23 protein-coding genes are annotated in these 26,678 nt (G+C 74.6%); 11 read left to right on the top strand and 12 right to left on the bottom strand.

Annotation, left to right across the window (positions count from 1 at the left end; all coding sequences use genetic code 11):
* The first annotated feature begins 100 nt into the window (after positions 1 to 100).
* The 4 genes from ACFY00_RS10505 to ACFY00_RS10490 all read left to right on the top strand — a co-directional run bounded on the left by ACFY00_RS10505 (position 101) and on the right by ACFY00_RS10490 (position 5,484).
* Positions 101 to 1,201, top strand: coding sequence for a citrate synthase 2 (locus tag ACFY00_RS10505; RefSeq protein WP_388029496.1), 1,101 nt, complete (start codon positions 101 to 103; stop codon positions 1,199 to 1,201).
* Positions 1,202 to 1,380: 179 nt separating this feature from the next.
* Entirely contained in the window at positions 1,381 to 2,505 is a 1,125-nt protein-coding gene (gene serC / locus ACFY00_RS10500; RefSeq protein WP_033250565.1) for a phosphoserine transaminase, read from the top strand.
* A 338-nt stretch (positions 2,506 to 2,843) separates the two neighbouring features.
* The gene (locus ACFY00_RS10495) at positions 2,844 to 3,512 is read left to right on the top strand and encodes a ScbR family autoregulator-binding transcription factor (protein WP_388029493.1); all 669 of its coding nucleotides are present in this window, start codon (positions 2,844 to 2,846) and stop codon (positions 3,510 to 3,512) included.
* Between the two features lie 196 nt (positions 3,513 to 3,708).
* The gene (locus ACFY00_RS10490) at positions 3,709 to 5,484 is read left to right on the top strand and encodes a beta-galactosidase family protein (RefSeq protein WP_388029490.1); all 1,776 of its coding nucleotides are present in this window, start codon (positions 3,709 to 3,711) and stop codon (positions 5,482 to 5,484) included.
* 59 nt (positions 5,485 to 5,543) lie between these two features.
* Here ACFY00_RS10490 and thpR read toward each other — a convergent pair whose 3' ends face one another.
* The 4 genes from thpR to ACFY00_RS10470 all read right to left on the bottom strand — a co-directional run bounded on the left by thpR (position 5,544) and on the right by ACFY00_RS10470 (position 8,994).
* A complete protein-coding gene (gene thpR / locus ACFY00_RS10485) occupies positions 5,544 to 6,104 on the bottom strand; it encodes an RNA 2',3'-cyclic phosphodiesterase (RefSeq protein ID WP_388029487.1) in 561 nt (186 codons plus the stop codon).
* Positions 6,105 to 6,239: 135 nt separating this feature from the next.
* Complete coding sequence (locus tag ACFY00_RS10480) at positions 6,240 to 7,514, bottom strand: MFS transporter (RefSeq protein ID WP_388029807.1); 1,275 nt, start codon at positions 7,512 to 7,514, stop codon at positions 6,240 to 6,242.
* Positions 7,515 to 7,938: 424 nt separating this feature from the next.
* Positions 7,939 to 8,373, bottom strand: a complete 435-nt coding sequence (locus ACFY00_RS10475) for a MarR family winged helix-turn-helix transcriptional regulator (RefSeq protein WP_388029484.1) — start codon at positions 8,371 to 8,373, stop codon at positions 7,939 to 7,941.
* A 75-nt stretch (positions 8,374 to 8,448) separates the two neighbouring features.
* The gene (locus tag ACFY00_RS10470) at positions 8,449 to 8,994 is read right to left on the bottom strand and encodes an FHA domain-containing protein (RefSeq protein ID WP_388029482.1); all 546 of its coding nucleotides are present in this window, start codon (positions 8,992 to 8,994) and stop codon (positions 8,449 to 8,451) included.
* 178 nt (positions 8,995 to 9,172) lie between these two features.
* Between ACFY00_RS10470 and ACFY00_RS10465 the strand changes: the two genes are divergently transcribed.
* Positions 9,173 to 9,661, top strand: a complete 489-nt coding sequence (locus tag ACFY00_RS10465) for a hypothetical protein (protein WP_388029479.1) — start codon at positions 9,173 to 9,175, stop codon at positions 9,659 to 9,661.
* Between the two features lie 6 nt (positions 9,662 to 9,667).
* Here the strand turns inward: ACFY00_RS10465 and aspS are convergent, their stop codons facing one another.
* The 4 genes from aspS to ACFY00_RS10445 form a co-directional block, all read right to left on the bottom strand.
* A complete protein-coding gene (gene aspS / locus ACFY00_RS10460) occupies positions 9,668 to 10,984 on the bottom strand; it encodes an aspartate--tRNA(Asn) ligase (RefSeq protein WP_388029477.1) in 1,317 nt (438 codons plus the stop codon).
* Between the two features lie 155 nt (positions 10,985 to 11,139).
* Positions 11,140 to 11,559 carry a PIN domain nuclease gene (locus ACFY00_RS10455; RefSeq protein ID WP_388029475.1) on the bottom strand — a complete coding sequence of 140 codons (420 nt, stop codon included), beginning with the start codon at positions 11,557 to 11,559 and terminating at the stop codon, positions 11,140 to 11,142.
* On the bottom strand, positions 11,556 to 11,756 hold the full coding sequence (locus tag ACFY00_RS10450) for a type II toxin-antitoxin system VapB family antitoxin (RefSeq protein WP_388029472.1): 201 nt from the start codon (positions 11,754 to 11,756) through the stop codon (positions 11,556 to 11,558). Before ACFY00_RS10450 ends, ACFY00_RS10455 begins: the two co-directional genes overlap by 4 nt.
* A 124-nt stretch (positions 11,757 to 11,880) precedes the next feature.
* Complete coding sequence (locus ACFY00_RS10445) at positions 11,881 to 13,344, bottom strand: NCS2 family permease (RefSeq protein WP_388029469.1); 1,464 nt, start codon at positions 13,342 to 13,344, stop codon at positions 11,881 to 11,883.
* A gap of 204 nt (positions 13,345 to 13,548) precedes the next feature.
* Between ACFY00_RS10445 and ACFY00_RS10440 the strand changes: the two genes are divergently transcribed.
* Together ACFY00_RS10440 and ACFY00_RS10435 are read left to right on the top strand one after the other, a co-directional pair.
* Positions 13,549 to 13,818 carry a DUF2530 domain-containing protein gene (locus tag ACFY00_RS10440; protein WP_388029467.1) on the top strand — a complete coding sequence of 90 codons (270 nt, stop codon included), beginning with the start codon at positions 13,549 to 13,551 and terminating at the stop codon, positions 13,816 to 13,818.
* A 129-nt stretch (positions 13,819 to 13,947) separates the two neighbouring features.
* Positions 13,948 to 16,392 carry an HAD-IC family P-type ATPase gene (locus tag ACFY00_RS10435; RefSeq protein ID WP_388029464.1) on the top strand — a complete coding sequence of 815 codons (2,445 nt, stop codon included), beginning with the start codon at positions 13,948 to 13,950 and terminating at the stop codon, positions 16,390 to 16,392.
* Between the two features lie 52 nt (positions 16,393 to 16,444).
* On the opposite strand, the gene ACFY00_RS10430 is transcribed toward ACFY00_RS10435, so the two are convergent.
* On the bottom strand, positions 16,445 to 19,732 hold the full coding sequence (locus tag ACFY00_RS10430; RefSeq protein ID WP_388029461.1) for a sacsin N-terminal ATP-binding-like domain-containing protein: 3,288 nt from the start codon (positions 19,730 to 19,732) through the stop codon (positions 16,445 to 16,447).
* Positions 19,733 to 19,858: 126 nt separating this feature from the next.
* A complete protein-coding gene (locus ACFY00_RS10425; RefSeq protein WP_388029804.1) occupies positions 19,859 to 20,734 on the bottom strand; it encodes a DUF3027 domain-containing protein in 876 nt (291 codons plus the stop codon).
* A gap of 405 nt (positions 20,735 to 21,139) precedes the next feature.
* On the opposite strand from ACFY00_RS10425, the gene ACFY00_RS10420 reads away from it, so the two are divergent.
* From ACFY00_RS10420 to ACFY00_RS10405, 4 genes are all read left to right on the top strand, one after another.
* Positions 21,140 to 22,588: an MFS transporter gene (locus ACFY00_RS10420; RefSeq protein ID WP_388029458.1), complete on the top strand. Its 1,449-nt coding sequence runs from the start codon at positions 21,140 to 21,142 to the stop codon at positions 22,586 to 22,588.
* 107 nt (positions 22,589 to 22,695) lie between these two features.
* Entirely contained in the window at positions 22,696 to 23,226 is a 531-nt protein-coding gene (locus ACFY00_RS10415) for a hypothetical protein (RefSeq protein ID WP_388029456.1), read from the top strand.
* A gap of 11 nt (positions 23,227 to 23,237) precedes the next feature.
* Positions 23,238 to 23,918, top strand: a complete 681-nt coding sequence (locus ACFY00_RS10410) for a futalosine hydrolase (RefSeq protein WP_388029453.1) — start codon at positions 23,238 to 23,240, stop codon at positions 23,916 to 23,918.
* Position 23,919: 1 nt separating this feature from the next.
* Positions 23,920 to 24,771: a 1,4-dihydroxy-6-naphthoate synthase gene (locus ACFY00_RS10405; protein WP_388029450.1), complete on the top strand. Its 852-nt coding sequence runs from the start codon at positions 23,920 to 23,922 to the stop codon at positions 24,769 to 24,771.
* Positions 24,772 to 24,793: 22 nt separating this feature from the next.
* On the opposite strand, the gene ACFY00_RS10400 is transcribed toward ACFY00_RS10405, so the two are convergent.
* Complete coding sequence (locus ACFY00_RS10400) at positions 24,794 to 25,177, bottom strand: cold-shock protein (protein ID WP_285736209.1); 384 nt, start codon at positions 25,175 to 25,177, stop codon at positions 24,794 to 24,796.
* Positions 25,178 to 25,503: 326 nt separating this feature from the next.
* Complete coding sequence (locus tag ACFY00_RS10395) at positions 25,504 to 26,637, bottom strand: alpha/beta hydrolase (RefSeq protein ID WP_388029446.1); 1,134 nt, start codon at positions 26,635 to 26,637, stop codon at positions 25,504 to 25,506.
* Positions 26,638 to 26,678 lie beyond the last annotated feature (41 nt).

The raw sequence follows: 26,678 nt of genomic DNA, 5'->3' as shown, positions 1-26,678 counted from the left end.
TGCCTGCCACTCTGACACCGAGTGCCAACCACCATCGGCCACCGGCGTGCCGCCCCACCACGGCCGCGCGCCGCGTCGGATCACTGAAGGAGCCGTTCTGATGTCGGATTTCGTAGCCGGCCTTGAGGGTGTAGTCGCCTTCGAGAGCGAGATCGCCGAGCCCGACCGCGAGGGCGGGGCGCTGCGCTACCGCGGGGTGGACATCGAGGACCTGGTCGGCCAGGTCTCCTTCGGGCACGTGTGGGGCCTGCTGGTGGACGGCAAGTTCGCCCCCGGCCTGCCGGCCGCCGAGCCGTTCCCGATCCCGGTCCACTCCGGCGACATCCGGGTCGACGTGCAGTCCGCCCTCGCCATGCTCGCCCCGGTCTGGGGCCTCAAGCCGCTGCTGGACATCTCCGCCGAGCAGGCCCGCGACGACCTCGCCCGGGCCGCCGTGATGGCGCTGTCGTACGTGGCCCAGTCGGCCCGCGGCCAGGGCCTGCCGATGGTGCCGCAGCGCGAGATCGACAAGGCGGAGACCATCGTCGAGCGGTTCATGATCCGCTGGCGCGGCGAGCCGGACCCGAAGCACGTCAAGGCCGTCGACGCGTACTGGACCTCGGCCGCCGAGCACGGCATGAACGCCTCCACCTTCACCGCCCGGGTGATCGCCTCCACCGGCGCGGACGTCGCGGCCGCGCTGTCCGGCGCGGTGGGCGCGATGTCCGGCCCGCTGCACGGCGGCGCGCCGTCCCGGGTGCTCGGCATGATCGAGGAGATCGAGCGCACCGGCGACGCGGCCGGCTACGTGAAGAAGGCCCTGGACAAGGGCGAGCGCCTGATGGGCTTCGGCCACCGCGTCTACCGCGCCGAGGACCCGCGCGCCCGGGTGCTGCGCCGCACCGCCAAGGAGCTCGGCGCGCCGCGCTACGAGATCGCCGAGGCGCTGGAGAAGGCCGCGCTGGAGGAGCTGCACAACCGCCGCCCCGACCGCGTGCTGGCCACCAACGTCGAGTTCTGGGCCGCCATCATGCTGGACTTCGCCGAGGTCCCGGCGCACATGTTCACCTCGATGTTCACCTGCGCCCGCACGGCCGGCTGGTCAGCGCACATCCTGGAGCAGAAGCGCACCGGCCGACTGGTCCGCCCGGCCGCCCGCTACATCGGCCCGGGCTCCCGCAAGCCGCAGGAGATCGAGGGCTGGGAGCAGATCGCCGGCTGACCCACTTCCGGGTGAAAAGCCGTCCGGTCGCCGGTCCGGACGGCGCCGCCACCGGGCGCGTGGACCTTCCCTGACCAGGGGTCACGCGCTCCGGTGCGGCCTGTCCGGGCGGCCAAGATCACGTCTCAGCGGCCGGACGGCCGTACCGCCGCCGCGCGCCCGGGCGATAGGCTGCGCGGGTGGCTCAGATTCAGATCCCCGCCGACAATCTGCCCAACGACGGCCGCTTCGGCTGCGGCCCCTCCAAGGTGCGCCCCGAGGCCCTGAGTGCCCTCGCCGCCACCGGAACCTCCCTGCTGGGCACCTCCCACCGCCAGGCCCCGGTGAAGAACCTCGTCAAGCGCGTCCGCCAGGGCGTCGCCGAGCTGTTCTCGCTGCCGGAGGGCTACGAGGTGGTGCTCGGCAACGGCGGCTCCACCGCGTTCTGGGACATCGCCGCGTTCGGCCTGGTGCGCGAGAAGTCGCAGCACCTGGACTTCGGCGAGTTCTCGTCCAAGTTCGCCTCCTCGGTGAAGGCCGCCCCGTGGCTGGCCGAGCCCACGGTGATCAAGACCGCCCCGGGCACCCACCCGCTGCCGGTCGCCGAGGCGGGCGTGGACGTCTACGGCCTCACCCACAACGAGACCTCCACCGGTGTCGCGATGCCGATCCGCCGCCCCGAGGGCGCGGACGCCGGTTCGCTGGTCCTGGTCGACGCCACCTCCGGCGCGGGCGGCCTGCCGGTCGACATCCGCGAGACGGACGTCTACTACTTCGCCCCGCAGAAGTCCTTCGCCTCCGAGGGCGGCCTCTGGCTGGCCACCTTCTCGCCGGCCGCGCTGGAGCGCGCCGCGGAGATCGCCGGCTCCGGCCGGTACGTCCCGCCGTTCTTCGACCTGCCGACCGCGATCGACAACTCCTCGAAGGACCAGACGTACAACACCCCGTCCATCTCCACCCTCTTCCTGCTGGCCGACCAGCTGGAGTGGCTGAACGGCCAGGGCGGCCTGGAGTGGGCGGTGGCCCGCACCGCGGAGTCCTCCTCGATCCTGTACTCCTGGGCCGAGAAGTCCTCCTTCGCGCAGCCCTTCGTGGCCAAGCCCGAGGAGCGCTCGCAGGTCGTCGGCACCATCGACTTCGACGACTCGGTCGACGCCGCCGCGGTCGCCAAGGCACTGCGTGCCAACGGCATCGTGGACACCGAGCCCTACCGCAAGCTGGGCCGCAACCAGCTGCGCATCGCGATGTTCCCCGCGGTCGACCCGGCGGACGTCGAGAAGCTCACCGGCGCCATCGACTACGTGGTCGAGCACCTGAACGACTGACGCACCCCGTCACCCCGCAAGGCCCCGGTCCGCGCACGGACCGGGGCCTTGCGGCGTCCACCGGGCCGGGGCGGGGTCCGTCACCAGGCGTACGCCTCCGGGGCGGGGCCGCCGCGGCCGAGCCGGGTGCACTCCATGGGCGACCGCCCCCTCATCCCCCGGCGGGCCCGGCGCTCGGGCCGCGGCGCCGCCCACCATACCGACAGATCTGTCTGATAATGCGCCAAGGGCGGACCAGGAAGCGGAAAGGCAGCCTCCTGTGGCCGCCCGTCCTGGCGATAGGATGCAGACAGGTCGGCATCCTCAGCGGTGCCCCAACGCGACCGAGGAGACCGAGCATGACCAAGCAGGAACGCGGCATCCGTTCGCGGCGGGCCATCCTGGAGGCCGCGGCCGAGGTCTTCGACCTGCGCGGGTACGACGCCGCCGGCACCAACGAGATCCTCTCCCGCACCGGCCTGACCAGGGGCGCCCTCTACCACCACTTCCCGTCCAAGGAGGCCATCGCGCTCGCCGTCCTGGAGGCCCACGGCGACGGCCTCGCCCTCCCCGAGCGCTCCCCGCAGGCCAGCCGCCTGCAGTCCGTCATCGACCTGTGCTTCGCCTTCGCCGACCGCCTGCACACCGACGCCGTCCTGCGCGCCGCCGTCCGCCTCGCCGTCGAGCAGACCTCGCTGCCCCGCCCCGGCGACACCCCGTACGAGCAGTCCCGCGCCGTGGTCCGCACCCTGCTCGCCGAGGCCGCCGACCAGGGCGAGACCCTGCCCGGACTCGACCTCGACGAGGCCGCCGACGTGATCATCGCCGCGTTCACCGGCGTCCGGGTGATGTCCCAGGTCTACACCGCCCGCGCCGACCTGCCCGAGCGCCTCACCGCCCTGTGGCGGATGCTGCTGCCCGGCATCGCCAACCCCGGCATGATCGGCCGGCTGCGCACCACCCCGCCGCCGACCGCGGCGGACGGGGACGCCGCGTCCGCCACCTCCGCACGAACTACTTCTGCATGAGCGCGCCGACGATCACCACGGCGAGCAACAGAACGAACGCGCCGGTCACGATCCGCATACGGGTCTTCGGGTCCACGCTTCGAGACTAGTCGGTCGCCCGCCCGGCCCCGCACCCCGGGCGGGCACCCCGTGCCCGGGGCCCGCCGCGGCGCATGTCACCGCGGCTGAACGCCCCCCGGTTGGGCAGGCTAGGGGCATGCTCACCTACGACTCGACCGGCTTCCGCCTCGACAGCCGACCGCTGCGCATCCTGTCCGGGGCGGTGCACTACTTCCGCAGCCGCCCCGAGCAGTGGCCCGCCCGGCTGGCGGCGGTGCGCGCGATGGGCCTGAACACCGTCGAGACGTACGTGCCGTGGAACCTGCACGAACCCGCGCCGGGCCGCCGCGAACGGCTCGACGAGCTCGGCGCCTTCCTCGACGAGGCGCACCGCCAGGGCCTGTGGACGATCGTCCGGCCCGGCCCGTACATCTGCGCCGAGTGGGACAACGGCGGCCTGCCCGGCTGGCTCACCGCCCGGGTCGGCCGCCGCGCCCGCACCAGCGACCCGGCGTACCTGGCCGCCGTCGACGCGTACTTCGACGCGCTGCTCCCCCAGGTCGTCGACCGCCAGTGGGGCCGGCCCGGCGGCACCGTGCTGATGGTGCAGGTCGAGAACGAGTACGGGGCCTTCGGCAGCGACGCCGCCTACCTCGCCCACCTGGCCCGCGGCCTGCGCGAGCGCGGCGTCACCGTCCCGCTGTTCACCTCCGACGGCCCCGAGGACCACATGCTCGCCGCGGGCACCGTCCCCGGCGTGCTGGCCACCGTCAACTTCGGCTCCGACCCGCAGGGCGCCTTCGCCGCCCTGCGCCGCCACCGCCCCGAGGACCCGCCGTTCTGCATGGAGTACTGGAACGGCTGGTTCGACCACTGGGGCGGTCCCCACCACACCCGCGACGCCGCCGACGCCGCCGACACCCTGCGCCGGATCCTCGCCGCCGGCGGCTCCGTCAACCTCTACATGGCCCACGGCGGCACCAACTTCGGCACCACCGCCGGAGCCAACCACGCCGACCCCCCGTTCAACTCCACCGACTGGACGCACTCCCCCTACCAACCCACCACCACCTCCTACGACTACGACGCCCCCCTCGACGAACGCGGCCTGCCCACCGCCAAGTTCGACGCCTTCCGACAGGTCATCGCCGACTTCGCCGCCGAACACCCCGACGAGGCCCGCTACCTGGACGGTCGAATCCCGCAACTCCCGGAGCCCGCACCGCTGCTGGACGCCCGCGAGGTCACCCTCGACGAGTACGCCGAGCTGCCGTTCGGCCCGGCCGTCGCCTCGCCCGTCCCCCCGTCCTTCGAAGAACTCGGCCTGGAGCACGGCCTCGTCCGCTACACCACCACCGTGCCCGCGGCCGCCCCCGAACTCCCGCTCACCGTCGAGGGGTTGCGCGACCGGGCCGCCCTCCAGGTGGACGGCAAACCCGCCACCGCGCTCGAACGCGGCGTGGCCGCCGACGAACCCGTCACGGCGGGCGGCGGCGCCCGGGTCCGGCTGCTCGTCGAATCCCTCGGCCGGGTCAACTACGGCCCGCGGGTCGGCGAGACCAAGGGCATCACCGGCGTCCGCCACGAACGCCAGTACCTGCACGGCTGGCACGCCGAACCGCTCGCCCTCGACCCGCTCCCCGCCGCCACCGCCTGGACCCCCGGCACCCCCGCCCCCGAGACGCTCGCCCGCGGCACCCTCCACCTCGACGCCCCCGGCGACACCTTCCTCGCCGTCCCCGAGGGCCACCACGGCTACCTCTGGGTCAACGGCTTCCTGCTCGGCCGCTACGACAGCAGGGGCCCGCAGTCCGCCCTCTACTGCCCGCTGCCGCTCCTGCGCCCCGGCCCCAACACCCTCGCCCTCCTGGAGCTCGGCCCCACCACCCCCACCCGCATCGCGCTCCGCGAGGCCCCCGGGATCGGGGGCTGAGCCTCCGGGGGCGCGGAACCGGGACGCCGGGCCGGGGGCGAACACGGGCGGCACACCCTTCACGTGCCCAGCGGCCACCCCTCCACCGCCGTGTAGCGGGCCGCTCCGAAGCCCGTCTCGCTGCGCATCAGCTGGATCCGTCCGGCCCGCCACTCCCGGCCGCGGAAGCCCCGCAGCGCGTCGGCCATCGCCCGCAGCTCCCCCGGCCCGGCCGGTGTGCGGCTGCGGGTGGTGCCGGAGCGGGCGAGGGTCAGGTGGGGGTGGAAGCCGCGCTCCTCGTCCTCGGCGCCGAGCGCCCCCCGCACGGCCGCGGCCAGTTCCCGCAGGACCCGGACCTCGCCCTCGACGCCCGCCCAGAGGGCCCGTTCGCCGAAGGTGCCGCCGCCGGACAGGCGCAGCCGGTGCTTCGGGTGTGCGCCCGCGATCCGGGCCAGGGCGTGCTCCAGGGCGGGCACCTCGTCGGCCGGGACTTCGCCGAGGAAGGCCAGGGTGAGGTGCCAGCCGGCGGGTTCGGTCCAGCGCAGGCGGTCCGCGCCGGGCAGTCGGTGCAGGGGTTCCACGGCGTCGACGAGTTCCTGCTTGGCGGGTGCCGGAGGGTTCACGGCGACGAAGAGCCTCATCCCGTCATCCTGCCGCACCCCTCCCCCGTGCCCCGGTCGGATCGGGAGAACCGGCCGCCGGGGCGGCTGCTGGAGCTGCGCACCGGGCAGTCCAGCAGCCGGGCACCGGCCCGGTCGGCGGGCACCGGACAGGGCCTAGCAGGCCGTCGCCAGGTCGTCCTTCTGCACCACCGAGAACACCCGGCCGCGGGTCCGCACCGGGTGCGGGTCCAGGCGCAGGCGCAGGCCGCCGATCCGGCCGAGGACGAGCGCGACCACCCCGGCCGCGGCGGCGGAGACCAGGCCGCAGGCGAGCAGGCCCGGGCGCGGGCCGTACGCGGCGGTGATCCAGCCGACCAGCGGGGCGCCGATCGGGGTGCCGCCGGTGAAGACCAGGACGAGCAGGCCCATCACGCGGCCGCGCATCTCGGGGTCGGTGCCGAGCTGCAGGGCCGAGTTGACCGAGGTGTTGAAGGTCAGGCCGAACACGCCGATCAGGGTGAGCAGCAGGGCGAAGGTCCAGTACCCGGGGGCGAACGCGGCCAGCACCTCCAGGGCGCCGAAGGCGAGCGCGGCGAAGACCAGGCGGCGCAGCCGGGGCGCGCCGCGGCGGGCGGCGAGCAGGGCGCCGGTCAGCGAGCCGACCGCCATGGCGGTGTTGAGCAGGCCGTACTCGCCCGCGCCGACGTGGAAGGTGTCGTGCGCGAAGCCGGAGAGCAGGGTCGGGAAGTTGAACCCGAAGGTGCCGATGAATCCGGCGAGCACCATCGGCCAGAGCAGCTCGGGGCGTTCCCGGACGTAGCGCAGGCCCTCGCGGAGCTGTCCGCGCTCGCGGGCGATCCGCTCGACGGGGCGCAGTTCGCTGCTGCGCATGGCGAGCAGGCCGCCGATGACCGCGACGAAGGAGAGCGCGTTGACGGCGAACGCCCAGCCGCTGCCGACCGCGGCGATCAGCGCGCCCGCGACGGCGGGGCCGACCAGGCGGGCGGTCTGGAAGTTCGCGGCGTTCAGGCTGACGGCGTTGGCGAGGTCCTTGGCCGGGACCATCTCGCTGACGAAGGCCTGCCGGGTCGGGTTGTCGACCACGGTGACCAGGCCGAGCAGCAGCGCGAACAGGTACACGGCGACGGGCGTGACGGCGCCGGTGACGGTGAGCAGGGCCAGGCCCGCGGCGAGCAGGCCCATCGCGCCCTGGGTGGCGATCAGCAGGCGGCGCTTGGGCAGCCGGTCGGCGAGGACGCCGCCCCACAGGCCGAGCAGCAGCATGGGCAGGAACTGCATGGCGGTGGTGATGCCGACCGCGAACGGGCTGCCGGTGAGGCTGAGCACCAGCCAGTCCTGGGCGATGCGCTGCATCCAGGTGCCGGTGTTGGAGACGACCTGACCGGCGAAGTAGTACCGGTAGTTGCGGATGCGCAGGGACGAGAACATCCCTCCCGGGCGGGTGAACCGGCCCGGCTGAGCGGCGGGGGCCTCCGCCGCGGTGCGATGCTCGGGGTCGTCGTCGCCGCTGGCCGGCAGGCCCGTGGGGGCGGGTGCCTGGCTCTGCGCGGCGGGGGCGCCGGTGGGCGCGGTCCCGGTGGCGGCCGCTTCGTCGGTGAGCGGTTCGTCGTGGCGCGCTCCCGCGGGGCGGGTGGTCAGGCGCCGGGGGTCGGTGCGGAGGTCGGTGTGGACGGTCGCGGTGCGGATCGCGGCGGCGCGGGCGGCCGGCGGTGTCAAGATGGTCTCCCCTCTGCGCGCCGCGACCGGTCGGACGGTCGCGGCGCGGTGTGCGGTGCTGGTGGGTGCTGCGGTGATGCGGTTCTCCTTCGTGTGCCCGGGACGGGACGGACCCTGGTCGTGCCGGTCGGTGGTGCTACAGGTTGGCCAGCTTGTAGAGCACGGGCGCGGCCGCCTTCAGCCGCTCCCACTCCTCCTGGTCGAGGCCCTCGGCGAGCGCGGCCAGCCAGGCGTTCCGGCGGCGGCGGGACTCGTTGAGGATCTCCTCGGCCTGCTCCGTGCTGCTGACCACCACCTGTCGGCGGTCCTCCGGGTGCGGCTCGCGCCGCACCAGGCCCTTCTCCTCCAGCATCGCGATGATCCTGGTCATGGACGGCGGCTGGACGTGCTCCTTGCGGGCCAGCTCGCCTGGTGTCGCCCTGCCGCAGCGGGCGAGCGTGCCGAGCACCCCCATCTCGGTGGGGCTCAGCGACTCCTCGACCCGCTGGTGTCGCAACCGTCGGGCCAGGCGCATCGCGGACGACCGCAGCTGGCTGACCGCCAGCAGGTCGTCCTCGGACATCTCGGGCATGTACTTAGCCTACGTCATTACCGAGTCTAAGGAAAATTGATTAACGCCGCGCCCCGCCCACCGGGGCGGACGCCCTCAGTCCGCGGTGAGGTGGAAGCCCAGTCGGCCGAAGCGCAGCCGGTCCCCGGCCCGGACCACGGTGCCGCCGGCCACCCGGCGGTCGTTGACGAAGGTGCCGTTGCTGGAGCCGAGGTCGTACAGCACCCAGTCGCCCGTCTCGTAGCGCAGCTCGGCGTGGTGCCGGGAGACGGTCGAGTCGCCCAGCCGGAGGTCGGAGCCGGTCATCCGGCCGATCCGCAGCCGCCGGACGGCCGGGTCGGGCAGTCGCAGCCGGGTCAGCTGCTCGGCGTGCCAGGTCTGCCGCAGCCGGACCTGGAGCGCGGAGAGCTTGGCGACGCCGCGCAGCAGGGCCCGGGAGAGCGGGCCGTAGGTGCGCAGGTCGCCGACCACCTCGGCGAGTTCGGCGCGGCTGCGGGCGGTCAGCACCAGTTCCATCCGGCGGATGAAGGTGTCGTGCGAGAGTCGGCCGCTGCCGACCCCGTCCCGCAGCACCTCCAGCGCGCTGTCCCGCTCGGCCTGCGAGGGGCGGGCGAGCTGGGTGCTGAACTCCTGAGCGGCCATAGCGTGATTGTCGGGCGGGCGGTCCGCGCTGTCCAGCACGTCACCCGCCCCCGACCGGGCGGGCGACCGCCCTGCGGCCCGCGGGCCTTCGGACCGGTCCGGGCCGACTGCCCCGCGCCCCGGCCCCGTCCTGGCAGGATCTCACCGAGCACCGACGACCGCCCGGGGAGCGCCCACCATGCCCGTGATCGCCGTGACCGGGCACCTGGACCTCGCCCCGGCCACCGCCCGCGCCGTCCGCGCGGCCCTGGACGCGCTGCTGTCCGCCCACCCGGCCGGGGAGTTGACGGGCGTCTCCTGCCTCGCCCCGGGCGCCGACACGCTGTTCGCGGACGCCGTGCTGGCCCGCGGCGGCCGCCTGGTCGCCGTCCTGCCCGGCCCGTCCCACCCGGGTCCGCAGGTCACCGCCGCCGAACGCGCCGCGTTCCAGCGGCTGCTCGCCGCCGCGCACCAGGTGCAGGTGCTGCCCGCGCCCCGGCTCGACCCGGCCGCGTACGTGGCCGCCAACGACCGGCTGCTGCAGCTCGCCGACCGCCTGGTCGCGGTCTGGGACGGCCGTCCGGGCAACGGTCCGGGCGGGACGGCCGACATGGTCGCCGCCGCCCGGGCCGCCGGGCTGCCGGTGGACGTCCTGTGGCCGCCCGGCGCGGCCCGCACCGGCCGGTGAACCCCCTTACGGCTCCAGCCGGTTCGGGCCGCGGAACAGGAAGACCGCGTCCCGGATCGAGGGCAGGCCGAGCGCCAGCATCAGCACCCGGGCCAGCCCGAGGCCGAACCCGCCGTGCGGCGGCATGCCGTACCGGAAGCAGTCCAGGTACCGGCCGAGCGGGCCCTCGGGGCGCGCGTCCATGCCCTTCTCCCGTGCCTGGGCGACGAGTTGGCCGTGCCGGTGCTCGCGCTGCGCGCCGGTGGTGATCTCCACGCCCTTCCACAGCAGGTCGAAGGAGTCGGTGACGGTCGGGTCGGCGGCCGAACGCAGGTGGTAGAACGGCCGCACCGAGGCCGGGAACCCGGTCACGAACACGAACTCGTGCCCGGTCTCCTGCGCGACCAGCGCGCCGAGCAGCCGCTCGCCCTCCGGGTCGAGGTCCTCCCGGACGCCCTCCGCGTCCCATCCGGCGCCCCGCAACTTCTCCACCGCCTCGGCCATCGTCAGCCGGGGGAAGGGCAGTTCGGGCACCACCACCTCGACGCCCCAGTGCTGCCGGATCTCCTCGCCGTGCCGTTCGGCGACCTGCTCCAGCACCCGGCGCAGCATCCGCTCCTCGAAGGACATCACGTCCTCCACGCCGTCGATCCACGCCAACTCGACGTCCATGCCGGTGAATTCGGTGGAGTGCCGGGAGGTGAAGGAGGGCTCGGCGCGGAACACCGGACCGATCTCGAAGACCCGGTCGATGCCGCCCGCGATCGCCATCTGCTTGTAGAACTGCGGGGACTGGGCCAGGTACGCCTTGCGGTCGAAGTACCCGACCTCGAACACCTCCGCCCCGGACTCGGAGGCCGTCCCCATCAGCTTCGGCGTGTGCAGCTCGGTGCAGCCCTGCTCGGCGGCGACCTCGCGCATCGCCCGCTCGACCGTGGTCTGCACCTCGAACACCAGCCGCCGCTCCGGGCGCCGGACGTCCAGGAACCGCCAGTTCAGCCGCTGCTCAGCCCCGGTCTCCGGTCCGATCGGCAGCCCCGGCTCGGCCGCCGACACCACCTCGACCCGCTCCGGGACGATCTCCAACCCACCGAGCTTCACCACCGGGTTGGCCACCACCCGCCCCGTCACCACCACCGCCGACTCGACGGTCAGCCCCCGCAGCAGCTCCCCGAGCGCGTCCTGCTCACCCCCGCGCCGGTGCGTGACCTGCACCGCCCCCGTGTGGTCCCGCACCACCACGAACTGCACCTTGCTCTGCAGCCGCAGCGTGTTGACCCACCCCTTGACCGTCACCGTCCGCCCGATCGCGGACGGCAGCTCACCGACGAGGACACGCACCATGAAGAAGCAACTCCCTGGGTTGCGGGCGCGTTGGTCGCGCCACGAGAGGAGCGGTAGACAGCCGCCCCGGGACGCGCCCACGCTATCCCGCCCGCACCTCTCCCCACCTCAGGTTTTTCCCGCACCCGCGCCCGCGCCCGCCCGGGCAGGCACCCTCAGTCGGCCGTCCCGGCCGGCACCACCCAGCGGGCCGGCTGACCGGTGATCGCCGCGATCATGTCGTGGTCGCCGTCGTAGTGCAGGACGGTGGCCCCGTGCCGCTCCGCCGTGGCCGCGATGAGCAGGTCCGCCATCGGCAGTGCCCGGTGGTTCCCGCGGAACAGCGCCTGCTGCTGCACCTGCTTCGCCCGGTCCCACACCTCGTCGGGACACGGCAGGTAGTCGAAGCCCCGGAGCAGGTGGCGCATGCGCTCCGCCTCGGCCAGTGTGCGGGCACTGAACAACACCTCCATCTCCACCGTCGGGCTGACGGCGAGCAGGGCTCGCTGGGAGAGGTCGTCCAGCACCGGCCGTACGGACGGTTTACCCCACCGTGCCAGGGCCGACTTGTCGATCAGGAAGCGCTCCCGGCTCACGCCACCGCCCGGTCGCCGGGCTCGCCGAGGAGGTCGAACTCCCCACTGGCCACGGCGTCCGCGAACTCTATCCGGCGGGCGAGTTTGACGGCTTCGAGCAGGGCGGCGTTCACCGTGGCGACCTTGGTGGACGTCCCGAAAAGCTGCTGAGCCTCCGCGAGGAGGTCGTCGTCGAGGTCGATGACCGTGCGCGTCATGGTCGTCCTTCCGTCAGCTGGCGACTCCCGTGATATCGAGGTCGCCCTTCATCTGATATCGAACACCGCGAACGGCCCTCCCCCGCGTGCTGCGGGGGAGGGCCGTTCGCGGTGCCGGGCGGCGTCAGAGCAGGCCGAGCGCGGGCATCAGGTAGTAGAAGGCGAAGACGGCGGCGACGGCGTACATCGCGATCGGGACGGTGCGGCCGCGGCCCGCGACGAGGCGCAGGACGCAGAAGGTGATGAAGCCGAAGCCGATGCCGTTGGTGATGGAGTAGGTGAACGGCATCATCACGATGGTGACGAAGGCGGGCATCGCGATGGTGTAGTCGGACCAGTCGATCTCCTTGATGGAGTTCGCCAGGATCAGGAAACCGACGGTGACCAGGGCGGGGGTGGCCGCCTGGGCGGGGACCATGGTCGCGAGGGGGGTGAGGAAGAGGGCGAGCAGGAAGAGCGCGCCGGTGACGATCGAGGCGAAGCCGGTGCGGGCGCCCTCGCCGACGCCCGCGGTGGACTCGACGAAGCAGGTGTTCGCGGAGGCGGAGGTCGCACCGCCCGCGGCGGTGGCGATGCCGTCGACCATCAGGACCTTGTTGATGCCCGGGAGGTCGCCCTTCTCGTCGAGCAGGTGGGCCTCGTCGGCGACGCCGAGGATGGTGCCCATCGCGTCGAAGAAGCAGCTCATCAGCACGGTGAAGACGAACAGGATGCCGGTCAGCACGCTGACGTGCTGGAAGCCGCCGAACAGGCTGAAGTGGCCGACCAGGCCGAAGTCGGGGGTGGCGACGGGGTTGCCGGGCCAGGTGGGGACGGTGAGGCCCCAGCTGTCGGCGGAGAGGTCGGCGAACTGCTGGACGACCACCGCGACGGCGGTCATCACGGCGATGGAGATCAGGATCGCGCCGGGCACCTTGCGGACGACCAGGGCCAGGGTCAGCAGCAGGCCGAGGATGAAGATCAGCACCGGCCAGCCGTGCAGGTGCCCGCCGGCGCCGAGCTGGAGCGGGACGGTGGTGTGGGCGGCGTCCGGCATGCGGGTGACGAAGCCGGAGTCGACCAGGCCGACCAGGGTGATGAACAGGCCGATGCCGATCGCGATGGCCTTGCGCAGGCCGAGCGGGACGGCGCTCATGACGCGCTCGCGCAGGCCGGTGGCGACCAGCAGCATGATCGCGAAACCGGCCAGGACGACCATGCCCATGGCGTCGGGCCAGGTCATCTGGGGGGCGAGCTGGAGCGCCACGATGGTGTTGACGCCCAGGCCCGCGGCGAGGCCGATCGGGACGTTGCCGATGACGCCCATCAGCAGGGTGGTCAGACCGGCGGTGAGCGCGGTCGCGGTGACCAGCTGTCCACCGTTGAGGTGCGTGTTGTTCATGTCCGTGGCCGAGGCCAGGATGATCGGGTTGAGCACCAGGATGTACGCCATCGTGAAGAACGTGGCGACACCACCGCGGATCTCGCGGGGCAGGGTGGAGCCCCGCTCGGAGATCCTGAAGAAGCGGTCCAGGGCGCCGGACGGGGGCTTCGGCGCGTTCTGGGAGGGCTCGGGCGACGCGGTGGTCGACTGGGCCTGCGGAGACATGTCGGGAGTCCTCGATCGGGAGAGGCCGGGGGAGACCGGGCGAAGCAAGGTGGGGGGCATTTCAGTATGTCGATTCCGGTCGTGCACGCGCCATCTTCGCGCGTAGAGTAAGCCCATTACGGCCACGAACGGTCACAGCCCGTCACGGATGGCCGCACGACCCGCCACGGCCCCCCGTCGGGGCGGCCCCGTAGGCTAGGGCCCATGCCCAAGACTGCGCTGCGCGCCGCTCCCCCGCCCCTCGAGGGGAACGACGTCGCCATCGTCGGCACCGGCACGGTGCTGTGGTTCGTCGGCTTCGTGGCGCTGGTGCCGTTCCAGGGGTGGCTGTCCGACCACGGCCACGGCACCTGGCCGTGGATCTGCCTGTCCGGCGGCCTGCTCGGACTGATCGGCCTCAAGTACTGCACGGCCCGCCGGGCCGCGATCCGCCGCGCCCGCGCCGCCGAGGCGGCCGGGGAACCGGTGGCCTGACCCCACACCGCCCGCCCCCGCCGCCCGACCCCCGCCGCCCGGCCCCCGTCGCCGGGCCGCCACCCGTCCGGCCGGAAACCCTCCCGAGGCGGGGCGCACCGGACAAAACGCCCACCTAGAGTCGGTGCCATGACGCACTCAGCGGAAGGCACCGCCGCGCCCGGCCCGGTCCCCGGCCCCCTCCCGGGGCCCGGCGCGCACCCCACCGGCGCGGGCGGCGCGTACCAGCCCGGGCTGAGTGCGGCCCAGGTCGCCGAGCGGGTCGCCCGCGGACAGGTGAACGACGTCCCGGTGCGGTCGAGCCGTTCGGTGCGGGAGATCGTCCGGGCCAACGTGTTCACCCGGTTCAACGCGATCATCGGGGTGATGTTCGGCATCATCCTGGTGGTCGGCCCGATCCAGGACGGCCTGTTCGGCCTGGTCATCGTCGCCAACACGGCGATCGGCATCGTCCAGGAGCTGCGCGCCAAGAAGACCCTGGACGGCCTCGCGCTGATCGGCGAGGCCCGCCCCCAGGTCCGCCGGGACGGCGCCGCGGTGCAGGTCGCCACCGGAGAGGTGGTGCTGGACGACACGGTGCTGCTGGGCATCGGCGACAAGGTCGTGGTGGACGGCACGGTCACCGAGGCGGACGCCCTGGAGGTCGACGAGTCGCTGCTGACCGGCGAGCCCGACCCCGTCCACAAGCGCCCCGGCGACCACGTGATGTCCGGCTCCTTCGTGGTGGCCGGGGCGGGCGCGTTCACCGCGACGAAGGTCGGCCGGGAGGCGTACGCCGCCCGGCTCGCCGAGGAGGCCAGCCGGTTCACCCTGGTGCGGTCGGAGCTGCGCACCGGCATCGACCGGATCCTGCGGTTCATCACCTACCTGCTGGTGCCGACCGCGATCGGCCTGGTGGTCAGCCAGCTCGCGGTGCAGCGCAACGACTGGAAGGAGGCGGTGCGCCGGATGGTGGCGGGCATCGTGCCGATGGTGCCCGAGGGCCTGGTGCTGCTCACCTCGGTGGCCTTCGCGATCGGCGTGGTCCGGCTGGGCCGCAAGCAGTGCCTGGTGCAGGAGCTGCCCGCGATCGAGGGCCTGGCCCGGGTCGACACCGTGTGCCTGGACAAGACCGGCACCCTCACCGAGGGCGGCATGGACCTGGTCGACCTGCGCCCGCTCGCCGCCCCGGACGGCTCCCCGCAGCCGGAGGAGCCCCTGCTGGCCGAGGCGCTCGGCGCGATCGGCGCCGCCGACGGCCGCCCCAACCCCAGCATGCAGGCCGTCATCGACGCGTACGGGCCGCCGCCGGAGGGCCGCTGGCGGGTGCTGGAGGCGGTCCCGTTCTCCTCCGCCCGCAAGTGGAGCGGCGTGCAGCTGCTGGAGCCCGGCGGCACCGAGGGCAGCTGGCTGCTCGGCGCCCCCGACGTGCTGCTCCCGCCCGGCGCCCCCGCGCTCGCCGAGGTCGACGAGCTGGGCGCGAAGGGCCTGCGCGTCCTGCTGCTGGGCCGCAGCCCGCTGCCGCTGGACGCCCCCGACCCGGCCGCGCAGCTGCGGCCGCTGGCCCTGCTGGTGCTGCGGCAGCGCCTGCGCGAGGACGCCGCGGACACCCTGCGCTACTTCCGCTCCCAGGACGTCCGGGCCAAGGTCATCTCCGGCGACAGCGCCGTCTCGGTCGGCGCGGTCGCCGCCCACCTCGGCCTGCCCGACGCCGGGACCGCGACCGACGCCCGCACCCTGCCCACCGACCCCGAGCAGCTCGCCGAGGTCGCCGACCGCACCGCCGTCTTCGGCCGGGTCACCCCGCAGCAGAAGCGCGCCCTGGTGGGCGCCCTGCAGTCGAAGGGCCACACCGTCGCGATGACCGGCGACGGCGTCAACGACGTCCTCGCCCTCAAGGACGCCGACATCGGCGTGGCGATGGGCACCGGCTCGGACGCGACCCGGGCCGTCGCCCAGATCGTGCTGCTCGACGACCGGTTCGCCACCCTGCCCTCGGTGGTCGCCGAGGGCCGCCGGGTGATCGGCAACATCGAGCGCGTCGCCGGGCTGTTCCTGGTGAAGACGGTCTACTCGGTGCTGCTGGCCCTGCTGGTGGTGTTCACCCAGGTCCCGTACCCGTTCCTGCCCCGGCACTCGACGGTGCTCTCCTCGCTGACCATCGGCATCCCGGCGTTCTTCCTCGCCCTGGCCCCCAACAACGAGCGCGCCCGCACCGGCTTCGTCCGCCGGGTGCTGCGGCTGGCGGTGCCCGGCGGGGTGATCTGCGGCGCCGCGACCTTCGCCGCCTACGCGCTGGCCCGCGGCGACGACGAGACCACCCTGAAGGCCGACACCTCGGTCGCCACCCTGACGCTGTTCATCTGCGCGATCTGGGTGCTGGCGATCGTCGCCCGCCCCTACACCTGGTGGCGCCTGCTGCTGATCGGCACCATGTCCGGCGCGTTCGCGCTGGTGCTGGTGGTCCCCTGGCTCTCCGACTTCTTCCAGCTCCAACTCGTCGGCTGGCGCGACCCGTTGACCGGCGTCGCGATCGCCCTGATCGCGGGCTGCCTGCTGGAGGTCACCTCGCGGATCCTCGTCGAGAAGAGCTGACGAGATGCGCGTTCAGGGGCTCGGGCCCCTGAACACGCGCCCTCGGGGCCCGCTATTCGTAGTCGCGCGCCGCCAGCAGCTCGTACGCCCGGTCCGGTTCGGTGAGGGCGGCGAGGATCTCGAAGCGCCGGTGCCACTGGTGGACGGACCAGGCCAGGCCCGCGGCCAGCCCCTCGGGGGTGGCCGCGTGCAGCAGGCCGGGGACGGGCGGGACGTCGAACTCGTCGTCCTCGTCGGCCGCTTCGGCGTCCTCCGGGTCGTAGGGGAGCTCGGGGGCGGTCGCCGAGGTGTCCCAGCGCCAGGCGACGTGCGCCTCCTCGCCGTCGGGGCCGACGACCAGGAGTTCGTCGTGCTCCTCGTAGACGGCGGGGCAGCCGGGGAGGAGTTCGCGGACCACCGCGGGGGTGCGGTGCAGGGTGCCCTCGGACAGCACCCGGCCGCCCGCCACCTCGCTGGCCAGCGAGACGTGCAGGCGCTCGGCCAGGGCCGGGGCCAGCAGCGGGTGGACGGGCAGCACGGCGTGGTCGTGGAGGAGTTCGACCAGGTCGGGGGCGTCGGCGACGACCGCGGTGGTGGCGTCCACGATGACGGTGCGGTCGTCCCGGCGACCGGAGGCGGAGTCGAGCGGGGCGAGCGCCCGCACCACGTCGAGGCCTTCGACCCGCTCGGCCGGGAGGGCCGCCAACAGGCTGTAGATGCCGTGCAGTTGGCGGTGACTGACCTCGGAGAGCGGGTCGGTGAGCCGGTCGATCAGCTCCTCGGGGCCGTGCGGTTCGGCGAGCAGCGCGTTCAGCGTGGTGCGCACGCCCAGGGCGTGCAGGAACTGCGGGTCGAGGTCGGTGCGGGCCTCGTCGTAGAGGCCGCGCAGCAGCGGGTCGGCGCCTGCGGCGCGCAGCCCGGCGGGTTCGCGGCCGTCCAGGACGGGGTGGTCGCGCAGCCACCAGGCGGTGTACGGGGGCAGGTCGGCGTAGCTGCCGTCGGGCAGCAGGGTGCGCACCGGCGTCACCACGGCGTCCCGGTACGGGGGTTGGGCGAGCAGGGCGAGCGCCTCGGGCCAGGCGTCGTCGGCGACCAGGTCGAGGTCGCGGACGGCGAGCAGTTCGGCGGCGACCGGCGGGACGCCCAACTCCCCGGCGTCGTCGGCGTGCAGGGCCTCGAGGGCGTCCTCGCACCAGTCGGCGAGGCCGTCGGGGGCCTCGTCGATCAGGCCGGTGGGGCGGCCCCCGGCGGCCCGGTCGGCGGGGGCGGTGGGGTCGAGGCGCTCCAGGTCGTCGGGGTCGAGGACGACGTCCTCGGCGCGGACCAGGGTGAAGCTGGTGAGCGCCCCGGCCGCGGCGAGCACCTCGGGGCCCCAGCGGTCGTACAGGTCGTCGTCGACGAAGGCGGCGTCGTCCTCGTCCACCAGGCGGGACAACGGGCTGTCGGGCAGCAGGAGTTCACCGGCGCGGGCGAGCTCGCCCTCGTCGTCGGGGAGGGCCAGGCGGGCCAGCCAGGGGTGTTCGCCGGGGGCGGGGGCGGCGGCCTTGACCAGGGCCAGGACGGCGTCGGCGAGGTCGACGGCGGCCTCGTAGTCGTCCTCGCCGAGTTCCAGCGAGCGGGCGACGGCGGCCCGCACCTCGGGGGTGTCCAGGACGCCCGCGGGGGTGGCGGTGGCGGCGCCGAGCTTGGCCAGCAGCGGGTGCGCCGCGTCGGGGTGGGCCAGCCGCAGGTCGAGCAGGTCGAGCGCCTCGGCGAGCGCGGCCGGGTAGCCCTCGTAACCGGCCCAGTCGGCGGGGTCGGAGGGCAGCAGGACGCGGCGCGGGCCGGTGACGGTGCGGCCGTCGGCGAGCGGGACGGGCAGCGCGCCCAGGGACTCCGGGTCGGCCCCGGCCAGGGCCGCGTACAGGCTGCGCCACCAGGCGGGTTCCCGTTCCAGGCCGCCGAGTTGGTCGACCACCTCGGCGAGCGGGGTGCGGCGCACCTGCAGGGTGCGCAGCTCGGTGCGGCGCTCCAGGCCGGCCGGGAGCAGGCCGGGGAAGACCGGGGCCAGCGCCTCCACCACCGAGTGGTCGGCGCCCTCCAGCAGCACGGCGTCGCGCGGGCGCAGCGCCGGGGTGCCCTCCTCGGTGCCGCGCGGGTGCGGCAGGAACGGGACCTCGGGCAGCCGCCGCAGCACCGCGGTGCGCAGCGCGCCGTCCAGGGCGCCCCGGCCGAGCGGGGCGGGGACGAGGTCCAGCGAGTGCAGGTCGGCGCCGCGGGCGCGCAGCAGGTCGGCGTAGGCCTCGGCGGCGCGCTCGGTGAGGAAGTCGGTGAGCGGCCCGGGCGCGACGTGCCGCCGGGTCGGGTCGAGCGGGTACGAGGCGATCAGCAGCGCGGGCACGCCGAGCGGCTCGTCGCTGGGGGTGGGGGCGTGCACCACGGCGGCGGTGCGCGGGCGCTGCGGGCGGCCCTCGCCGTCGACGGGGACGGCCCAGGTGAGCGTCCAGTACGGGCGGGCCCGCTCCTCGGTGGTGCGGTCGGCCAGCAGTTCGGGGGCGGCGGTGCCGGAGGCGCTGACGGTCTGCCAGGTGGTGCTGCGCTCCCCGTCGGTGATCGTCACGGTGGGCAGCTGCTCGGGGCGCGGCGGGTGCGCGGTGCGGGTCAGCGTGCGCTCGGTGCCGTCGGTGTCGACGACCACCTCGGCCAGGCCGGGCAGGGTCAGCAGCAGGGCGTCGTCGACCTCGGCGAGCAGGCGGCGGGTGAGGTCCTCGGCGGCGGCGTCGCGCAGCGGCAGGACCACCACCGTGTCGTAGCCCGCGGGCGGTTCGCCCCCGGCCGCGAACGGCACCCGGAGCACCGGCAGGTGGCCCTCGCGGCGGGCCAACTCCCCGGTGAGTTCCGGGATCTCGGCGACCAGGGCGCGGGCGTCGGTGAGCGACCAGCGCACGCCCCCGGTGTGGCCGAGCACGGCGGGTTCGTCGCTGACGGCCAGCACCGCGGCGAACCCGACGCCGAACCGGCCGACCACCGCCCGCTCGTCCTCCCGCTTCGCGGACGCCCGCAGCGTGGACAGCGACTCCACCCCGGCCGCGTCCAGCGGGGCACCGGTGTTGGCGGCGGCCAGCACGCCGTCCCGCAGGGTCAGCCGCAGCCGCCCGGTGACGCCCGCGCGGGCGGCCGCGTCGGCGGCGTTCTGGGCGAGTTCGACGATCAGGCGGTCCCGGTAGCCGCCGAGCGCGAGCTCCTCCTCGGCGTTGGCGTCCTCCCGGAACCGGGTGGGCGCGGCCGTCCAGGCCGTGAGCACGGTGTGCCGCAGTCTGGCCGTGTCGAAGACGTCCGATTCCTCGGGGGACGCCGCACTGCCGATGATCCGAGACTCCACGTGCCGAGCCGCCCTTCGCGTGGTCTGCGTACGAGTCGGCATTCTGCCAGGGGTCGCCGACGGCACCGTACGCAGCGGACGCGCGACCAGGGCGCGCACGGCCCTGGTTCCGCCCGGCGCGCGGCGCTACGCGTGGCCGAGTTCCTCGGCGGGCGCGTCCGGTTCGACGGAGCCGGAGGCGCGGTCGGGGTGGAGCCGGAGGGGTTCGACCACCGTCTCGTCGAGGATGAGCTCGCTGGGGACGGGCGGGGCCGGGAGGACCGCGGCCTCGGAGTGGGCACCGCAGCCGTAGGCGAGCGAGACGACCTGCCCGTCGGCGGGGCCGAACTCGTTGCCGCAGACGCCGAACGCCTGGCCGAGCGAGCCGCCGATCGGGACGAGGAAGCCGCAGGTGTTGCAGGAGGCCGGGGCGGACTGCGCCATCGGGGTCTGCGGCCCGTACGCGGTCTCCCAGCGTTCGGCGGCCTGGTGCAGGCCGTGCCGGGAGAGCACCCGGGGGCGGACGAGGCCGAGCTCCTCGGCGATCGCGCTGATCTTGGCGCGGGCGGGCGCGGGCTGGATGCCCTCGGCGGGGGCCTCCTCCTCGGCGGCCTCGGCCAGCACCGAGTTGGGGGCGGGCTCGTCCTCGCCGGTCCAGCCGGGCTCCAGGCGCAGGTCGTCGGCGCCGGTGGGCAGCAGGTCGCCGGGGCCGAGGTCGCCGGGCCGCAGGCGCTCGCTCCACGGCACCCACTGCGGGGCGAGGACGGCGTCCGCGCCGGGGAGCAGGGCGACCTCGTCGAGGGTGACGTTCTTGGCGCGCGGGGCGCGGGCGACGGTGACCGCCCAGTGCCAGCCGCGGTACGCCGGGTCGAGGCACTCGAAGGTGTGGGTGACGACGCGCTCGGCGTCCGCGCTCGCCTTCACGTGGGGGCCGACGACGGCCTCTCCGACGCTCTCCACCACCGCCTGGCGGGCGAGGTCGACGGCCTCTGCACAGAGCCGGTCAGGGGTACGGCTTCGCATCGCAGCACTCACGGCGTCGATTCTCTCCCAGTCCTGTCATCCTGCGGCCTTGCCGGTGTCGCCCGGCGTTCCGGGCCCGCGCCGGCTGCCGCTGCCACGTCTCCGGGGCGGCCCCCGCGAGCACGGGGCCGGTCCATTCTGCTAGACCCGGGGCCGCTCCGTGGCCGGGCCGCGCCGCCCAGGTCGGCCACCCCCCTGCGGGAGGCCGGGCACGCGCGTAGTGCAGGCTACCCGCCGGTCGGTGGTGCAGCACAGTCCGGGGCCGCGGGAGCGGGCGCGCCGAGGCCCGGCCAATCACTCGTTAGGTCTGCGATTCTCGGGCAGGATGGGTGTGTGGCGGAGGAGAACCCACCGCAACACGGACTGCGTCCCGGGCAGGCCGAGGGCCTGTCGGGAGCGTCCGCCGTGTCGCGGCAGCATCCCGTGGCCCCCGGTGAGCCGGAGGCGGATGCCTCGCGTCCGACGCCCCGTCAGGACGGCCCCGGCCCTGCGGCGGAGGACGGCGCGCCGACGGTGCGGGCCCGCGGGTTCTGGACCCGCGTCGCGTCGGGGGCGGGGGTGCGCACCGGCCGGGTGGTGCACGGGACGGGCCGCCGGATCCGGCGGGCGACCTCGGCGGAGGGCGCGGGCGAGTCCGGCCTGGCGAAGCTGATCGAGCTGCACGCGCTGAACTCGTTCGGCGACATGCTGATCACGGTGGCGCTGGCGTCCACCATCTTCTTCTCGGTGCCGACCGGTGAGGCCCGCGGCCGGGTCGCGCTGTACCTGCTGATCACGATGGCGCCGTTCGCGCTGCTGGCCCCGGTGATCGGTCCGCTGCTGGACCGGCTGCCGAACGGCCGCCGCTCGGCGATGGCGATGTCGATGCTGGCGCGGGCGGCGCTGGCCTGGGTGATGGCGGGGGTGGTGACCGGCGGCGGGCTGGCGCTGTACCCGGAGGCGCTGGGGGTGCTGGTCGCCTCGAAGGCGTACGGGGTGGTGCGCAGCGTGGTGGTGCCGCGGCTGCTGCCCCCGCAGTTGTCGCTGGTGAAGGCGAACTCGCGGGTGACGCTGGCGGGTCTGCTGACCACGCTGGTGGCGGGCGGGGTGGGCGGTCTGCTGCACCTGCTGGGGCCGGCCTGGCCGCTGCGGGGGGCGTTCGTGGTGTTCGTGATCGGGACGCTGATGGCCTTCCACCTGCCGCACCAGGTGGACTCGGCCAAGGGCGAGCAGCGGGCGGAACTGCACGCCGAGCCGCAGGAGGTGCGGCCCAAGGGGGTGCTGCGGGCGGTCGGCCCCTCGGTGGTGATGGCGCTGCGCGGGGTGGCGGCGCTGCGCTGGCTGGTCGGGTTCCTGGTGATGTTCCTGGCGTTCCTGATCCGCCGGGACCCGCCGGGCGGCCTGCCGGGGACGGTGGCGCTGGGCCTGGTCGCGGCGGCGGCGGGGCTGGGCAACGCGCTGGGGTCGGTGCTGGGCTCGTGGCTGCGCACCCGCGGGTCGGAGGTGACGGTGACGGCGGTGCTGGCGCTGGCGACGGTGGCGGCGGCCGCGGCGGCGCTCTGGTACGGGGCGGTGACGGTGACGCTGGTGGCGGGCGTCGCGGGGATGTCGGCCTCGCTGGGCAAGCTGGCGCTGGACGCGCTGATCCAGCGGGACGTGCCGGAGGCGGTGCGGACGTCCGCGTTCGCCCGCTCGGAGACGGTGCTGCAGCTGTGCTGGGTGGCGGGCGGCGCGGTGGGCATCGCGCTGCCGCTGAACCCGGTGCTGGGGCTGACGGTGGCGGCGGCGGTGATGACGGTGATGCTGCTGTGGACGTTCCGCTCGCTGCTGCGGATCGGGCCGCGCCGGGCGGCGGCGCGGGCCCGGATGGCCTGAGCGGCGGGCCCGGGCGCGGCCCGCGGCGCGCCCGCGCACGGCGTAACCTCGGACGACTCGGGCACCCCGGCGTCGTGTGATCACGGAAGGCGAGTAGCCTCTTGCGCATGAGCCTCAGCACCCGTGCCATCGCCGGTATCGCCGGCGTCGTCGTCGTCGGCGCCGCCTCCCTCGGTACCGGTATCTACTGGGCACACGACGCGGGCAAGCCCCGTGAGAACGTGGCCACGCTGGTCGTCGGCACCTCGTCCACCACCGCGGCGCCCTTCTGCTACAACGACGGCAAGCCGATCGGGCAGGCCGCGCTCAAGGCCTGCTCCGACGCGGCCGAGGCGGCGGGCAAGAAGAACGACCTGCCGCTCCTGGACGTGCGGGCCAGTGACCGGATCGGCGTCGGCGTGCCGAAGGACCTGGCCAAGAAGGGCTGGTTCGCGTACACGGACGGCGGCTCCAGCCAGTCCCAGGGCGGTGCCCCGATCATCAACTCGGCCCGCGGCACCACCTTCTCCGGCACGGTGCCCGCGCACACGGTGATGTCCTCCATCGACAAGACCTCGGTGACGGTGGCCGTCCGCGACCAGGAGAGCAGCGACATCTACGCGGTCTGGTTCTTCGAGCTGAAGAACCAGACCGACTGACCTTCCGGTCGATGACCGCTGAGCGCACCGACGAGCAGCCCGGCCCCGCGGCCGGGCTGCTCGTCGTGGTCGCGGTGGAGGCGGAGGCCGATGCGGTGCGGCGCGGGCTGGGCCCCGGTTCGGGGGCCGAGGTGCTGGCCGTAGGCGTCGGCCCGGCGGCCGCGGCGGCGGGCACGGCGGTGGCGCTGGCCCGCGGCGGGCACCGGCTGGTGCTGTCGGCGGGCATCGCGGGCGGTTTCGCGCCGGGCGCGCCGCTCGGGTCGCTGGTGGTCGCGGACGCGGTGCTGGCGGCCGACCTGGGCGCCGAGACGCCGGACGGCTTCGCGGACGTCACCGAGCTGGGCTTCGGCACCGTCCGGCACCCGGTGCCGCCCGCGCTGGTGAAGACCCTCGCGGGGGCCTGCGGCGGGGCGGTCGGCGAGGTGCTGACGGTCTCCACGGTGACGGGTTCGGCGGAGCGCGCCGAGCTGCTGAGGCGGCGTCACCCGCGGGCGCTGGCCGAGGCGATGGAGGGTTTCGGGGTGGCCGAGGCGGCCGCCCGGTTCGGGCTCGTGGCCGGTGAGCTGCGGGCCGTGTCCAATGCCGTCGGGCCGCGCGACCGCGCCGCCTGGCGGATCGGCGAGGCGCTGACGGCCCTGGAACGGGCCTTCGCGGCGCTGCCGCCGGTACCGCGTCTGCTCCAGGAGGTCTGAGATGGCCGAGCCGCTCTCCGTCGCGTACTCGCCCTGCCCGAACGACACCTTCGTCTTCCACGCCTGGGCGCACGGCCTGGTGCCGGGCGCCGACGCGCCCGAGGTGCGGTTCGCGGACATCGACGTCACCAACGGGCTGGCCGAGCGCGGCGAGCTGGACGTCCTGAAGATCTCGTACGGCCAACTGCCCTGGGTGCTGGAGGAGTACGCGCTGCTGCCGTGCGGCGGGGCGCTGGGCCGGGGCTGCGGGCCGCTGGTGCTGACGGCGGGGCCGCTGGAGGCGGCGGCGCTGGCCGGGCGGCGGGTGGCGGTGCCGAGCGAGCGCTCGACGGCGTACCTGCTGTTCCGGCTGTGGGCGCGGGAGGCGGTGCCGGGCGGGTTCGGCGAGATCGTGGTGCTGCCGTTCCACGAGATCATGCCGGCCGTCCGGGCGGGCGAGGTGGACGCCGGACTGGTGATCCACGAGGCCCGGTTCACGTACCAGCAGTACGGGCTGCACTGCCTGGCCGACATGGGTGAGGCCTGGGAGGCGGCCACCGGGCTGCCGATCCCGCTGGGCGCGATCGTGGCCCGGCGCTCGCTGGGCGCCGAGCGGCTGCGCGAACTGGCCGACACCGTGCGGCAGTCGGTGCGGGCGGCCTGGGCGGACCCGGCGGCGTCCCGGGAGTACGTGCTGGCGCACGCGCAGGAGATGGACCCGACCGTCGCCGAGCAGCACATCGGGCTGTACGTCAACGAGTTCACCGCGGACCTCGGCGAGGAGGGCTACGCGGCGGTGCGCGTGCTGCTCGCCCGGGCCGCCGAGCAGGGACTCGTCCCCGCCGTCGGCCCGGGCGCGCTGGCCTTCCCCTGAGCGGGGAGCGGCCGGGCCCCGCTCAGACGTCGAACTGGTCGGCGATGGCGCGCAGCACCATGGCGATCTTCTGGCCCTCCGGCTTGCTCGGGTAGCGGCCGCGCTGCAGGCCCGGCAGCACGCTGTCCAGCTTGGTGATCAGGTCCTGGACGATCGGGGCCATGTCGTCGGCGCTCTTGCGCTGGGCGGCGGCCACCGAGGGCAGCGCCTCCAGCAGTTGGACGCTCATCGCCTGGTCGCCGCGGTGGCCCGCGGCGACGCCGAACTCGACACGCTGGCCCGGCCGCAGCGTGGTGACGCCCGCGGGCAGCGCCTTGGTGTGGACGAACACCTCGCCGCCGTCGTCGCGCGACAGGAAGCCGTAGCCCTTCGTCTCGTTGAACCACTTGACCTGGCCGGTGGGCATCTCGAACAGTCCTCGGTATCGGGTGCGTGCGGCCCCGTCGGGCCGCGGGTGGATGTGCGGACGGGCGCCCCGATCGGGCGGCCGGTTTCGCTCAGTGGAGCAATGATCCCTCAGCGCTCACCGGAACGGCGAAGGGATTCCGGACCCGGGCGTGGCCGTGCCCCGCGCCTGCTGCGCCCTCCACTGGCTCACACCCCCGATCGGTGAACGGGCGGGCGTTCGTGGACCATCCGTCAGGTCCGCCCGCGCGATGGCTGCATACCCGGGCGCGGCGCGGGTCGAAACTCCCTGCGCGCGAGGAGTTGCGCGCTGTGACGCGCGGCCGGTCAGGCGGGGTCGGCGAGGTGGTCGGAGAGCCAGCCGAGCGCGGCCGGGAGCATCCGGGACCAGGTGGTGAAGTTGTGGCCGCCGCTGTCCAGGGTGATCGCGGAGACCTTGGTCGCGGTGCCCTTCGCCGCGGCCCGGAACCGCTCGGTCTGCTGGTAGTAGTCGCCGTCGCCCTCCCGGCTGCCGCCGACCAGCAGCGCGGTGGCCGGGGCGGGCAGGTGGGCGAGGCGCCACTCCAGGTCGGCCTGGTCGCGGCGCTGCCGGTCGCCGCCGAACAGGTCGCCGGTGGTCGCGTCCTCGGCGGCCCGGTAGTAGCCGGACAGCGACACCGCGGCGGCGAACACCCCGGGGTGACGCATCGCCAGTTTCAGCGCGCAGTACCCGCCGGTGGAGTTGCCGATCACCCCGAGGCTGCCCGGCCCGTCCGCGATCCGGTACGAGGCGCGCAGCGCGGCGGGCACGTCGGCGCTGAAGTACCGGTCGACCTGCGGGCCGCCCGGCACGTCCTCGCACTCGGTGTCCCGGGGCATCGCCGGGGAGGGCCGCATCAGCACCAGCACGGTCGGCCGGGCCTTGCCCTGCTCGGTCAGCTTCAGCTGCACGGACGGGTAGTTGAGCTTGGTGACCAGGTTCTTCGCGTCGCCGGGGAAGCCGGTGATCGCGATCACCGCCGGGAAGCGCCGGCCCTGGTAGGCGGGCTGGAAGTACTGCGGCGGCAGGTAGACGTAGCCCTCGGTGGACAGGCCGGTGCCCGCACCGGGCAGCCGGACCTTCTCCAGCCGGCCGGACCGCTCGGGGGCGCGCCCGCTGGCCCCGGTGTCCCGGACGTTCTCGGTGGACAGGCGCTGGACGCCCGGGGCGTGGCTGCCCAACTGGTTCTGGACGGTGACCGGGCCGTCCTCGCCGGTGCCCAGCAGGTCGTCCCAACTGCTGTAGAACGCGAAGGAGTTGTTGGCCAGCAGGGCGAGCGTGCAGATCACCGAGAGCTGGGTGCCGACGATGGTCGCGATCCGCCCCAGCACCGCCCGCCAGCCCGGCCCGGCCAGCCGGGGCCAGTACCGCACGGTGGCCGCCACCATCAGCACCGACAGCAGCGCCGCCAGCGCCAGCACCTTGTGACTGGTCAGTCCCATCCCGCCGTACGCCCCGCTCGCCCGTCGCCGTTCCCCGTTCC

The sequence above is a fragment of the Kitasatospora sp. NPDC001540 genome, from assembly GCF_042894345.1.
GTDB classification, from domain to species: Bacteria; Actinomycetota; Actinomycetes; order Streptomycetales; family Streptomycetaceae; genus Kitasatospora; species Kitasatospora phosalacinea_C.
This window is presented reverse-complemented; position numbering and strand designations above follow the sequence as displayed.